General features: G+C 62.0%; 7 protein-coding genes. 5 read left to right on the plus strand and 2 right to left on the minus strand.

Annotation, left to right across the window (positions count from 1 at the left end):
* The first annotated feature begins 143 nt into the window (after positions 1-143).
* The 5 genes from ABT053_RS16670 to ABT053_RS16690 all read left to right on the plus strand — a co-directional run bounded on the left by ABT053_RS16670 (position 144) and on the right by ABT053_RS16690 (position 11,703).
* Positions 144-7,391, plus strand: coding sequence for an RHS repeat-associated core domain-containing protein (locus ABT053_RS16670; protein ID WP_350969897.1), 7,248 nt, complete (start codon positions 144-146; stop codon positions 7,389-7,391).
* A gap of 24 nt (positions 7,392-7,415) precedes the next feature.
* Positions 7,416-7,898, plus strand: a complete 483-nt coding sequence (locus tag ABT053_RS16675; RefSeq protein WP_350969898.1) for a hypothetical protein — start codon at positions 7,416-7,418, stop codon at positions 7,896-7,898.
* 1,928 nt (positions 7,899-9,826) lie between these two features.
* On the plus strand, positions 9,827-10,273 hold the full coding sequence (locus tag ABT053_RS16680; protein ID WP_350969899.1) for a hypothetical protein: 447 nt from the start codon (positions 9,827-9,829) through the stop codon (positions 10,271-10,273).
* Between the two features lie 333 nt (positions 10,274-10,606).
* Positions 10,607-11,086, plus strand: coding sequence for a hypothetical protein (locus ABT053_RS16685; protein ID WP_350969900.1), 480 nt, complete (start codon positions 10,607-10,609; stop codon positions 11,084-11,086).
* A 98-nt stretch (positions 11,087-11,184) separates the two neighbouring features.
* On the plus strand, positions 11,185-11,703 hold the full coding sequence (locus ABT053_RS16690; RefSeq protein WP_350969901.1) for a hypothetical protein: 519 nt from the start codon (positions 11,185-11,187) through the stop codon (positions 11,701-11,703).
* 440 nt (positions 11,704-12,143) lie between these two features.
* Here ABT053_RS16690 and ABT053_RS16695 read toward each other — a convergent pair whose 3' ends face one another.
* Positions 12,144-12,737 (minus strand): hypothetical protein, encoded by a 594-nt coding sequence (locus ABT053_RS16695; protein ID WP_350969902.1) that lies wholly within the window; start codon positions 12,735-12,737, stop codon positions 12,144-12,146.
* Positions 12,738-12,819: 82 nt separating this feature from the next.
* A complete protein-coding gene (locus tag ABT053_RS16700) occupies positions 12,820-13,626 on the minus strand; it encodes a DUF6461 domain-containing protein (RefSeq protein WP_350969903.1) in 807 nt (268 codons plus the stop codon).
* Positions 13,627-13,853 lie beyond the last annotated feature (227 nt).

The raw sequence follows: 13,853 nt of genomic DNA on the forward strand, positions 1-13,853 counted from the left end.
CGGGTCGTTGGCCTGCGTGTTGAAGGTTCGGAGAGTGGCGGCATATGCGCCGGAGTTCGTCATGCTCGCGTTCGGCTCGTTGGAAGATTGTGCCGCTGCTGGCGGCCCTTCCTGGACTGTTACTGATCCCCATAGTGCCTGGTGTGGCCGTTGCCGATGTGTTGCGGATTTCGGCGCCACAGCCTGTCACGCCCAAGCAGTTGGCCGGGTCGGCGGCTGGGTTTTCCTCCCTGGTGAAAACCGATGTGACGACCACCACGGTGGATGGCAAGGGATGGAAGACAGAAGCAGAGCCGCCCGAAGACGCGGTGCCTCGCGAAGAACGGTTTATCGACCAGAACACCTCCGGAGGCCAAGGGGCACAGCCGACCAAAAGTGCCAAAGAAAAGTCGGGCGGATCGTCGCTGGCGGCATTGATGGCCGGGGAGCCCACGTTGCTGGACGCCTTCCCCCGCGACGGTATGCTAGTCGACTCCCTCACCCCGACTCTGCGAGCCCAAGGGCGTGTCACCATTGGGACGGGGCCGCTGCGGTACGCGTTCAATATCTGTGACGTGCCGGCGATGACCGGCACCGGCTGCGCCTCCTCAGGGACCCTGGCCGCCGGGGTGAGCACCTGGAAGGTTCCGGCGAACAAGCTGGCCTGGGGCAAGCAGTATTGGTGGCAGGTCACCATCACCGACACTTCCAACTCTCTGTCGATTGCCGTGGGCCGTTCCTTCGTCACCGGTGTGCGACAGCCGGTGCTAACTTCGCAGCTGGCCACCGCCGGCGCCGCCGGCCGGGAGTTCAACCAGCTGGCCGGTAACTACACCACCACCTTCACCGACCTGTCGGTGCCCAGCGCAGGGCCGCCGCTGTCGGTGGTGCGCACTTACAACAGCATGGATTCGCGGACCAACGGCATCTTCGGCGCCGGCTGGTCGAGTCGCTGGGACATGAAGCTGGTGCAGGAGGTGCGTGGCGCGGCGACCGCGGCACTGATCACCTACCCCGACGGGCGTCAGGTGCGGTTCATGAAGACCGGCAGCACCTTCCAGCCGCCGCCGGGAATGTTCGCCACGCTGGCCGAGGTCAGCGGGGGTGGTTGGCGACTGATGGACAAGTCCGCCACCTCCTACATTTTCGACGCCCAGGGAAAGATGACCTCGGTGACCGATGCCCGGGGTCGTGCTCAGACCCTGACGTACGGCGTCGGCGGCAAACTGTCTACTGTGACCGCCCCCGCTGGCCGGTCGCTGACCTTCACCTGGACCGGGAACCACGTCACCGCGGTGTCCAGTAACCCGGTCGGTGGCACGCCGATCACCTGGACCTATCACTATGACGGGGACAAGCTGACCGGGGTGTGCGCGCCGGTGGCCGCTCCGAACTGCACGCATTACGCCTACGGCAACGGCTCGCAGTACCGCAGCAGTGTGCTGGACTCTGATCCTTATGGATACTGGCCCTTGGGCGAAGCCTCCGGCACCACCGCAGCCGACCTGGGCGCGGCAGCCGAGGACGCCACCTACCAGGGCGTGACTTATGGCAAGCCCGGCGCGCTGGCCGGAACCCCGGACACCGCGGTGGAATTCACCACCGGCTCCTCTTTGAAACTGCCGGCCAACATCGTCGGTCAGTTGGGTGACCAGGTATCGGTGGAGACATGGTTCAAGACCAGCCAGTCTGGGGTGCTGGTGGCCGCTGGCACCCAGGAGACCAGCGGAATTCCGTGGGGGCCGATGCTGTATGTCGGTACTGACGGCAAACTGCGCGGCTCCTTGGCTGCGGTTGCCTCCCCGATCACCTCGGCGGCGGTGGTCAACGATGACGCCTGGCATCATGTGGTGCTCACCGCCACGGGATCGGACCAGACGCTGTATCTGGACGGGGCACAGGTCGGCACGCTGACCGGCGCGGTGTCCACGTGGCGCAACAGCGCCACGGTCGGCAACGGCGTGGCAGACCCGGCGATCTCTCCGGCGGTACCTTCGCCGAGGCAGGCGTTCCCGTTCAAGGGTGTAATCGACGAAGTCGCGATTTATGACAAGCCGTTGACGGTGGCCGAGGTGCAGCGACATTTCGGTGCCCGGTTGCAGGTGCCGCACAAGTTGACCACCGTCACCCTGCCGTCCGGGCGGGTGTCAGTGACCAACACCTATGACGCGGCCACTGATCGGCTCAAGACGCATACCGACACCAATGGCGGTACCTGGCAGATTGGCGTCAAGACCTTCGATCCTCATTCCAGTGCCGCGCAGGTGATCGTCACCGACCCGCACAACGAGACGCTCACGTACCTGTACGACGCTGAGCGTGGTTACCGTATTCTGGGCGAAACTGACCAGTTGGGTCATACCCAGTGGTACGAGTACAACCTGAGTGGTTCGTTGTCGAAGGTGATCGACCGTAATGACATCGCCAACGACGTCTACTACGACGAGCGTGGCAACCTGCTGGCCCGTAAGTACTGTCGCGCTCCGGGTGAATGCGCGCTGGAGTTCAAGAAGTACTACCTGAACGCCTCTGACTCGTTCGATCCACGTAACGACCAGGTGATCGCTTACCGGGATGGTCGGTCGGCGTCGGAGACCGACAACACCTACGTCACTACAACCGAGTACACCGCTTATGGTGAGGTGGCCAAGGTGACCACCCCGGCCACCCCGGACTTCCCATCGGGCAGGTCGATGACCTCCACCTACACCGATGGTACGGAGTCGGCGGTCGGTGGTGGAGCAACCCCGGTCGGACTGCTGGAAACGCAAAAGAACGCCAAGAACGAGGAGACGACTTACCGCTACAACGCGGCCGGAGACATCGCCGAGCAGACCACACCCTCCGGGCTGGTCATCACCTCGGCGCGGGACGCTGTGGGCCGGGTCACCTCTCGCACCGAGGTTTCCACCGCTCATCCCACGGGGAGCACCACAACCTTCACTTACGACGGGACGGGGCGCCCGCTCACCCAGACCGACCCGGGGGTGAAGAACGAGGTCACCAACGTCACCCACACTTCCAAGACCACGGTCGTCTACAACGCCGACGGTGACAAGTTCACCGAGACCCGTACCGACCTGACCGGTGGTGATCCTGCCCGTACCACCACCTATACCTACGACACCCACGGCCGGGTCGCGACCATCACCGACCCTGAGGGGGGCGTGATGGGCTCCACCTGGGACGCCACGGGTCTGCAGGTGTCGGCGACCGACCCGATGGGCACGGTCACGACATTCGGCTACACCAAGCGCGGTGAGCTGGCTTCCAAGACACTGAAGAACTGGACCGGCAGCCCGGTCAGTCCGCAGCCCGCCCAGGACGTGGTGCTGGAGTCCTACTCCTATGACCCCGGTGGACGCACAGCCGGTCAAGTCGACGCGATGGGCCGCAAGAAGGCCCTGACGTACTGGATGGACAACCAGCTGTCGCAGACCGTCGCCGACGACGCCCGGCTCAACGGGTTGACCACTCCGGCCGATGTGGTGCTGCAGTCCAGCGAGTACGACCCGGCGGGCAACCTCGTCGAGCAGATCAGCGGTGGCGGCAAGACCACCGTCGCCTACGTCTACGACGCCGCCGGCCGAAAGACCTCGACCACGCTGGATCCGGCCGCTCTCAATCGCCAGACCGCCTACGTCTACGACGCGGTCAACAATGTCACCCGAGAGACCTTCACCGGGGCGGGAACCACTCGCACCGAAATCACCAGCTACCTCCACAACACCCTGGGACAGGTGACGCGGCAGACGGTGGAGAACGGCACCACCGATCTGGTGACCACCAGCACCTATGACGAGCGCGGTCTGATGACCACCACCACCGATCCGCGGGGCAACGCCTCCGGTGCCATCGCTGCGGACTTCACCACCACGATGCGCTATGACATCGCCGGACAGCTGGTGGAGACCAAAGCCCCGCAGGTAAAGATCGAAAAGAGCGGGACAGCCGCGGCCAACGGCAGACCGACAGTGAAGTACGGCTACGACAACGCGGGCCTGCGCACCCAAAGTGTGGACGGAGAAGGACGCACCGTCACCTCGGTCTACGACAAGGCAGGCCGTCTGGTCTCGACCGCCTCTCCTTCCTACACCCCGCCCGGTGGCAGCCCGATCACTCCGACGGCCGGCTTCACCTACGACGCGGCGGGTCGCGCAACGCAGGTCACCGACCCGCGCGGTTATATCACCAAGACTGACTACGACGCGCTGGGCCGGCCGGTGCGTAAGACCGATCCTGGACCGTCCGGGCCTGGCGGGGTATGGGTGTCGGAGTTCGACCTACTGGGAGAACAGCTCGCCACGGTGGATCCGACCGGCGCGCGGGTCGAGGCGACCTACGACGACCTGGGTCGCACGATCACCCAGACGCAGATCGAGCGCACCCCGACCAGTGCGGCGTACACCACCGCACTGACCTACGACACCGCCAACAACCTCATTAAGAGCGTCGCGCCGGGACCGAATAACAAAACCACCACTTACACGGTCAACGCCGCTGGAGAGGTCACCGCGACCACCGACCCGCTTACCCACACCACCAACACCTTCTACGACATCCGAGGCCGTCAGACCAAGGTCACCAACGCCCTGAGCAACGCCGCCGAGGTCGTTTACGACCTAGCCGGGCGCAAGACCTCTGTCAAGAATTTGGACAACACCAGCGCGACGGTACGCACCATCGGATACGGCTACGACCTGGCGGACAACCCGACCAGCACCACTTCAGGCGAGGGCTACGTCACCAACCGCACCTTTGATGCGCTGGGCCGCATGACCTCGATGATCGAGCCGATCTCCGCCAGTAAGACGATCACCACAACGTTCGGCTACGACGCCGCCAACGCCCGCACCCGCACCACCGACGGCCGAGGCAACGCCACCTGGACCACCTACAACAGCCTTGGCCTGACCGAGTCGGTGATCGAACCTTCGACCACGGCTCACCCCAACGCGGCCGACCGGACCTGGACCACCGTCTATGACGCCGCCGGAAATTCGGTGGCCACCGTGCAGCCGGGCGGGGTGCGTAACGACCGCACCTTTGACCCTATGGGTCGGGTGGTCAAGCAGGCCGGTACCGGTGCCTCAGTCACTACCCCGGACCGTGACGCCACCTATGACCAAGCAGGCCGGATCACCGCGATCGGCGACTACGCCCTCGAATACAACGACCGCGGCCTGACGACCAAGGTATCCAAGGCCACCGTCCAGGTCGCAACCTACACCTACGACGCCCTCGGTAACCCGACCCAGCGCGTGGATCCGACCGGTACGGCGAACTTCACCTGGGACAACGCCAACCGCCTGGCCACCGCTGGTGACCCGGTGACCGGTCGCACCTGGACCTACGGCTACGACAACGGCAACCGGCTGACCAGCCAGACCTCCGCGAGCCCGGTCAACACTCAGTCCTACGTCTACGACGCCATGGACCGGATCGCCACCCATACGCTGAAGAACAGTTCCGGCACTCAGTTGGCGAAGGTTACCTACGGGTGGAACAAGGACGACAACATCACCGCGAAGACCACCGTCGGCACCGCGGGAGCAGGCGCCAACACCTATGGCTACGATCACTCCGGACGCCTGACCTCCTGGACCGCCCCGAGCGGCACCACCGCCTACACCTGGGACGACTCCGGAAACCGCACCGCGGCCGGTTCCAAGACCTACACCTACGACGAGCGCAACCGACTCCTGTCCGGTGACGGCACCGATTACACCTACACTCCACGAGGCACCACCGCGACCGAGACCAAGGCGGGTGTCACCCGCAACCTCGCCTTCGACGCCTTCGACCGCCTCATCTCCGACGGCGACGCCACCTACGGCTACGACGCTCTGGGCCGGGTCACCTCCCGCACCAAGAGCAGCACCCAGCAGCGGTTCGTCTACTCCGGGCTAACCAACGATATCTCCGCCGTCACCGACAGCGTCGGCGCCGTCCAGGCCAAATATGGTCGCGATGTCTCCGGCGGTCTTCTCAGCCTGCAAGAGGGCGGCACTACCGCTCTGGCGACGATGAGCGACCTGCACGGAGACTTGGTGGGTACCTTCTCCGGCACCGCGCTGGTCGACTCGACCGCCTATGACCCGTTTGGGCAGGTCACCCATCGCACCGGCGCCACCCGTGGCCTGGGGTATCAGGGGGAGTACACCGACCCGGACACCGGCAAGGTCAACATGAACGCCCGCTGGTACCAGCCCGGCACAGGCGCGTTCACCTCCCGTGACACCGTGACCCTCAACCCTGAGCCATCGGTCCAGGCCAACCGCTACACCTACGCCAATGCCGCTCCTCTCAACCATGTCGATCCGACTGGACACTGGCCGGCCAACCCGGCCCCCCCGGTGTACAACCCGTGGGGAAGCCAGCCCTCGAACCTGTCGTTCAACGGGACCACGGAAGCGGACTACGAATGGTATAACGATAATTTCGGGGAGTGGACGAAGTTCCCGCTGTTCGATCGTGACGAGGCTCTGAGGATCGGCGTCATGGAAAACGGTAGGGAGATAGACCAGGCGAACTACTGGGACGAGAGCACCAGTGAAAAAGCGCGGATGGATTATATCAAGCACTGGACTCCGCAACTAGACGAAAAGGAATTGGCCGCCAACTGGTCGATGTATGGAGGGATGGACAATTTCGAGCCAGAAAAGGTCACGGTGACAGCGGGGGGCGTCGCTTACTATCAAACTTCTGTAGGAAAAGTAAAATTCAATAATTACGATACGTATAGTCATCTCCTCCCGTACTGGAGGGACATTGAAAGTGCCGCTTACAATCATGGAATAAAGAAAAATGTTCTCCTTGCCGTTCTCGTTTGGGAAAGCAATCAAGAGGAGGTGAAGCAAGGTCGTTCTGGCTACGAAAAAAAGTACTGGGGAAATATGATCATAAACGGAAGCGGGGAAGGGACGTCGGTCGGCATTACTCAATTGGAGGTTTACAAGGCACGACAGATGCTAGTTAAGAATACTACCGGAATAGAGCAGTACAACTGGGGTTCGGCAAGCTCTCGCCGAATAGCCGACTATTTATATAATAATCCGAGTGGGGCCATTCATCTGGCTGCGGCCTGGATGAAACACTTGAAAGAGAACGTAAAATGGAAACTGCCGGACGGGAGTACGTATCATATTAATGACGAACAGGCCGCTATTGCTTACTGTGGATGCTCAGGGGTGACCATAAATAAAGAGAAGCCCACTGAGTTACTTTTTGAGAAATTCGAAATATGGATGAAAACTGGAGTCCCGCAGGGTAGTGAAACAAATAAGGCAATAGCAGTGAAGCGTAGGGCATTTATAGAAGCAGTAATGAAATCGGGGGGGACTGCTGATGAGTTCTGGAGTTGTGTCACATATTCCCGTAAAATGGGAGGGTTTAAGAGTTGTGATGGCTGATGTGAGGATGGTGTCTACGAGAAAATGTCACTGACCAATGCCATGGGATTACGGAAAGCGAGTTGCGCTCTCGGGACAGCTATGATTGTCCTTGGTACCTATCTTCTAGTTTCGGGGTGTGCTGTAACGCTGCGCGCCGATCCCGCCGTTCTTGGCGAGGTGCGCAGCATCGGTAAGGTGCTGGGAGAGTCTGAGACCGAAAGCTTTTGGAACGGGACGACCGAAGTTGATAATAAATTTGTCGTCGATGTCGGAGGCGCCAATGCTCAGGAGGCCTTAAATAAGGCCAGTGATCTTCTGCGTAAACGTAAATGGATTGCTGCTCCACAGAAGGACCCTCAAATCGTGCAGATGCATTCGCCTATATGGAAGGGCGCCTATCTGAGTATTAAATTATTTGACCCCCTGCATGTCGGGATGTATCCAGAAGCGGCCATTAAAGCTATTAAAGAAAAATCGATTGATCCGGAAGTGCTTGTGATTGTGAATGTAGGTCAGAGTGAATAGCAAACGTGACCTTTCTTGTTTAGTTGAGATATTTTCACTTCCTTTACCTGTAGGACTGGCCGACAATTCTGGCTATTGCGGAGGTTTGATGGTTGGTGTTAGCGCGAGTAGAATTCTGGATCGGTCTTGGCGGTGAAGCTGCTGATCGGGGGCGGCGATAATGCGTCTGTTTGATCCGACTCTTTCCCGTGAGGGCGAGCCGATCGACAGTGTGCAATGTTGGATTGGTCAAGGGATTTTATAGAGTTTGAGCTGCCTTGACAATGCTGAAGTGAACCCTTCTTCTCTCCGTGCAGTCTTGGTGCCATGCGAGTGCGATAGATCAGCTTCTAGGTAGCAAGATTTGTTGGTGATCAAGCTGGCGATGGGGACCCACCAGTTGCTGCGAAACCAGTGCAGTAGGGCAATGATCTGCTTGACTCCTCCATCGAAGTACGCCCAGGCTGGAGCTGTGCGAAATCCTGCGGGAGTATGAGTGGGTCGATTCTCTTTTCCCGCATCTGGAGGCGATAGCGGTCGTGATCGTAGGTGCGGTCGGCGTGCAGGTTTGCTAATGGAGCTTGCTGACCTTGAACGCGAAAACGAGGCTATTGCGACTGCTGGGATACGAGGTGGGTGAGATGGGTTGTATCGCCCCATTCAGACCAAGAAGCTTGGCCTTAACGATCGGTGTGTTGCTGGCCGCCGGATCGCTGAGTCTATCGATGGGGAGAGCAGCGTCCGAAATCGGCCTTGCACCGGTCCAGCTGTCCAGTTCGACCGCAGGGTTTTAGCTCTCCGTCGACGTTGCCCCCTTGGTACTCTGGTCGGCGATCCTTTCAAAGGTCAGACGGGCCCTGTGATGGCCGTGACTGTCGGCGAGCGCAGTGACAGCACTCCTGTCATCATCTCCAATAACTATGACAAAACCATTCGGATCTGGAACCTGAACGCCGGAAAGCCTGTCAGTGAGCCCATCAAGGCCCCAGTTAGTGATTTTTTGACATGGCGGTTGGACGACGCGGTGATGATTCCTCTGCCATCGTCTACGGCAATATGTCGATATCGGACCTGGGCGCCGGAGATGCGATTGGAGACCCTTTCAAGGGGCATTCCGCTCCTCTCCTCGGCCTGGCGATCGGTAAGCGCAGCGATGGGACTCCCGTCATCATCTCCGGCAGCGGGGACAAGACGATACGGGTGTGGAGTCTCGGTCCTTAAGGACCTCGCGGATCGGACAAGCCCGACTCGGCATCGATATCGGCCGGGCAAGTGACGCTTATCGTTCGGGAGCAGGCCAACACTGGTGGGCCACAGTCCCGTGAGCGGATTTTCTTCGATCCACAAATGATCAAGGATCGCTTGTAAGGAGCCTGTCTCATGACCGGGTGCTCACGGGCGGGCCTGCTGCCGTCCGGGTCAAACTCGCCGCATGTGCCTCGGCCGAGCAGGCACCGGTACTGGTGACGCTGCCGACGGTGTGATGCAGACGTGAAGCGGCCATGGCGCCGGGAAACGATCTTCTTGGTTGCGGGAAGCGATCTTCAGAAGGATTCTTCGCCGCAGTTCAGACCTACTCGTGAACATCCCACCAGGAGCCGTTCTTGAAACGGCTGGACTGAGGTTGACGGGATCCCGTCTGATCATCACGATCAGGCGGGATCTTGTCGTTTCGGGGGTTTCCGAATCGGGTTCGTGCTGGTTTGGAAGCTGCAGAGCAGGTGCCCGGGAAGGTCTAGGTGGTGTCAGACCGCTGGTCGAGGACCGAGTTCGCGTCGTTGGGCATGGCGAAGCCGACGCCGAGCTGGGTGCGACAGGGGGATCTGAATTGCGGCTCTTGGAATGGGTGGTGGCCTGCTCCGATCCGGGGGTGGCATGCGGTCGGCCTGCTCTGCTGTGATTTCGAGGACGTCGGCCGAGGTGTCGGACCCGTCTGGAGGCTGCTGGGTGTGGCGCCACTGGTCGAGGAAGTGGTCGTTGGCGACCGTGACGAGCAATGCGACCAGGATGGTTTGGGCGACGCGTCCGTGGGCGAGCCGGTTCTTGGGATCGCCGAGGTCGAGGTCGTGTCCCTTGAGCCGGCCGTTGATGCCTTCGGTGTTGGCGCGGACAGACTTGTAGGTCCCGATCCAGGCGGGACTGAGGTAGGCCAGGTCCTGGCGGAACTTGTCGAGGTGGCCGAGGTCGTCTTTGCCCAGGGTGATGGTGTGCTGGCGGCAGATCTTCGGCAGTTCGCCGGCCTTCAGGTCGGGCTGCGGGGGCAGAACGCGGGGCTTTGCCGCGAGGTGAGCCGCTCGCTGTCGGGCGTCGGTCAGGTCGACCGCGGCAGGTGGGTCTGTCCAGTTAACGGCTCTGGCTCACTTTCGGTGGTGACCAAGCGTGATCGTGGGCGATAAAGACGCACTTAAGACGAATTAGCTGGTCAGAAGGATGTCATAGCCCAGTCCGGTGATCATGGTCAGGGGCGAGCACACGATCTCACAAACACTTGGTAAGGAAGCCACCCAACTCCGCGACGTCAGCTCGATGCGCACGCTCCGTTACCACCGAAAGTGAGCCAGAGCCGAAAACCGTACAGTCCCCTGATGAAGACAGATTTGCACCGTTGTCGCTGCAAAGCCTTCGGCGCCGGGCGCGACCCCACGGATGGATGATCGAACTCGCCGGCCCTTGATTGCCGGGCGCGTTGTCCGACAGCATGATCATTCGGTTGAGGAGGTGAAGGAAGCATGGTGCTGTCGCGTATGAACAGACGTCTGAAGAGCCTCGTGGGTCCGCTGAGTGCTGTCTTCTTGGTGGTCGGCCTGGGATGGGCCGCGCTGTACTTCTTCTTCGGATCCGATGTGCGGCGCGTGGACCCGGCCGTGCTCTCGCAGTTGCGAACCGTCGGCCGGGTTGTCGCCGAAGAGGCCGTCATGGTCCACGAGTGGGAGAACGCGTACGTTGAAGTGAACGATCTCGTGATCTATTTCGACGGCGATGTGAAAGACGACATACTCGCCGCGGCCGAGCAACGGCTGAACCAGAGTGGCTGGTCCGTATCGCGCAGGGAGCCGCCTGAAATCTGGGTTGAGTCGGCCAGATGGCCTTCCGCCATCGTTACGGTGGAGCAGTTCAAGGGGGCGCACATGAACAGCGACTTGCGTGAGCAGGTTGCGGCCACGGGGCTGCCGATGGACAACATGGCCTACATAAGCGTCCTACCGTGAGCCTGTCGGCTTCAAGGCGTCGGTCATGTCCGACAGTGGTCAGGGTAGGCATGCCCGAGTGGTTGCCCTACTGTGCGCGCCGGGCCAGGATCGCTCGCGTGAGCGTCTTCTGTGAGTACTACCGGGCTGCGGATCGTGTGGCGGCGACCGTTCAACCGGACCGTTCCCGTGTGATCGACGATCCTGAGTACGGAGTCGCCGGGTTCGACGCCGTGGAGACCAAATGGGTCGACCCTCAGGTGATCCTGGGCCAACTTGTGGCGTTCATCGGCGGTGTCGACTTCTCCCTCGGCCTGGTTGACGCGGTGCCCCTGTACCCCTCGTATCCCGATCCGGCCCCGCAGACCGACGAGGAGTGGGACGCCCTGCCCGAGGACTCCCCCTACCTGGGTGGGGCGGCCATCTACGAGTTGCCGGTGAACGCACGGGACATCCTCGCCGACGCGGACGACTCGTCCCTGCCCGCGGCGGCGGAACGCTGGACGAAGATCGAGGAATTCTCTTCCTACTCCTCGGATGATAGGGAATACATGGTGTCCCTGGTCAAGGATCTTGTCGGGCTAGCCCGCCGCGCGAAAGAGCACGATCAACTGCTCTACTGCTGGATGTTCGTCTGAGCGAGGTGGTCAGCGAAAGAGTCCGGCCTTCAGAACGGAAACCTCTGCTTCTGCGATAGGGACGACCACGTCCTTGCCCTAAGCGCGTTGATACGGTAAGGGCACGGAGTCGTCTACAGCGAGATATCAAAGCGCAGCCGAGCTCATTCTGTTAAGCACTCTTGCCGGGAAGCGATCTTCCTGGGCACGGGAAGCGATCTTCGCAATCCCTCTCGCGCCCCAGGCCAGATCTACTCGTGAACACCCCACAGGACGAAAGGCCCGATTCCAGATCATGGAACCGGGCCTTTTTGCTGCTCAGGTGGCGTGCAGGTCGTCAGGGGCCGGGGCCGGGCGGGGTGGTGTCCGTTGAGGGTTCCGGGACGGAGCCAGCGAAAAGTCAGCGGACGTCTTCGGAGTGGATGGCTGCCACCGCTGCGAGCAGGCCAGCCGACAACCGGTCAGGCGGCAGGGTTGTCGAGGATGACGACGGGGGCGTCCTCCACATCCGGCAACTCGCTGTCCAGGCGCATGCCGGTGGCCGCCTCGATGAAGGCGAACGCCGCACCGCGTCTGCCGCGGTAGTCCTCCGGGTCGAGGCCGTCGAGCATGGCGCGGAAGTCGGCCAGGATGCTCGGGTCACCTTCCTCGACGACGTGCTCGGTGAAGAGGAAGTCGCGCATCCGCGCCCTGATCTCACCGCCGGCCGCATGGAGGATCGTGTATCCCCCGTTGAAGTGCCAGGTCACCATCCACACACGTGACTCCGTGCTGAGTGCGGTGAGGACGCGGTCGGACAGACCGAAACCTCCGGCGAGGTCGAGGAAACCCCAGGTTCCTTCGCCCTCGGAGACGAGGAGGACGGGGCAACCCTCCTCTCCGGCCTCTTCTCGGGGACACTCCATGACGCGCTGCTCGGGGGCGCGGCCTCCGTTCAACCGTGGCAGGAGATCGTCCACCGTGATCTCCTCGTCGAGGGGTTGCACGACGGTCCAGGAGAGTGCGTTCTCCAGCCACTGATGCCGCTCGAAGAAATCGCGGTAGTAGTCGATCACATGATCATTGTGGCGAGGTCGAGCCACAGGATGAAGGCCCGATCTCAGACAGCGGAATCGAGCTTTCCCGCCGTGTCTCCGGTCAACTCCACCAATCTTGTTCGGGCAGCTTGAGCCACATGTCGGCCTGGCCGTTGACCGATCGGGCGTCAGCCGGCCGAAGGCCCGCTCCGGCGAAACAGTAGGCCTCGGCTTGGTGGTGGTAGAGGTAGGTGGTGAGGATCTCCTCCGCGGGTTCTCCGGAGTAGACGCTGCCGCCGCCGGGGTGGGTGTCCCATTCCTCGATGACGCCGTCGCGGGCGACGGCTCCCTGGTTGCCGCTCTTGGGATTGGCGAACAGCCCGTGGCAGACGGTGTCCACCGACAGGCGTTCTATGACGCCGGGGTTGGACGCGGCGTGTCCACACGGCTGAAAGACGACGCATCCGCCGGGCACATCGGTGACGCCGATGACGGACAGGGTGGCATCGACATCCGCCCAGGGATCCTCCATGACCTCTTCGACGTCGGCGTCATCGGCCGGTACGGCCTCCAAGCGCCGTACCGCCTCGGCGGCGGTGATGTCGGCCACGCAGGCGAGGCTGTGGCCGTCGTCGTTGAAACGCCCCAACGCGGCGGTCAGACGTCTGGCCTCTGCCACGGTGGCGGCCTCGGCGGCCGACAGGCCGGCCCCTCCATCGGGGAGAGTGAACAGATCAGGGGTGGGAGTGGCCAGGCTGAGCCGTCCGGGAGACCAGCCGTTCATCATCGGCCGCCACGGGTCGGCTCCGGCGGCGACCAGGGCACGGGCGTTGCCGGGACGGTTGTTGAAGACGGCGAGCCAGAGCGCGGTGCGGCCCTCGTCCTCCGCGTCGACGTCGTCGACGCGCCGGGCCAGCTCCGCGACCACTTCCGGTGAGCCTTCCTCGGCCGCGTGATGGAGGGGGCTCCATGAAAGCCCGTTCCCGAGTTCGGGTCGGCGCCGGCGCCGAGCCGAACACGGATCGCGGCGAGATCCGTCCAGGCGTTCCAGCCCATGCCGGACCATCCGGCTCCTTCGGTGACGGCCATGGCACTCCTTGAGAGACGTACTGAAGACGAGCGCCGATCATGACGTACGAGGCCGACAAATTCGCG

The sequence above is a fragment of the Streptosporangium sp. NPDC002524 genome (assembly GCF_040295985.1).
Lineage (GTDB): Bacteria > Actinomycetota > Actinomycetes > Streptosporangiales > Streptosporangiaceae > Streptosporangium.

Excerpts from the sequence above, each read along its gene's own strand:
- ABT053_RS16675 (WP_350969898.1), top strand. The coding sequence starts at position 7,416 with ATGTCACTGACCAATGCCATGGGATTACGGAAAGCGAGTTGCGCTCTC.
- ABT053_RS16685 (WP_350969900.1), top strand. The coding sequence starts at position 10,607 with ATGGTGCTGTCGCGTATGAACAGACGTCTGAAGAGCCTCGTGGGTCCG.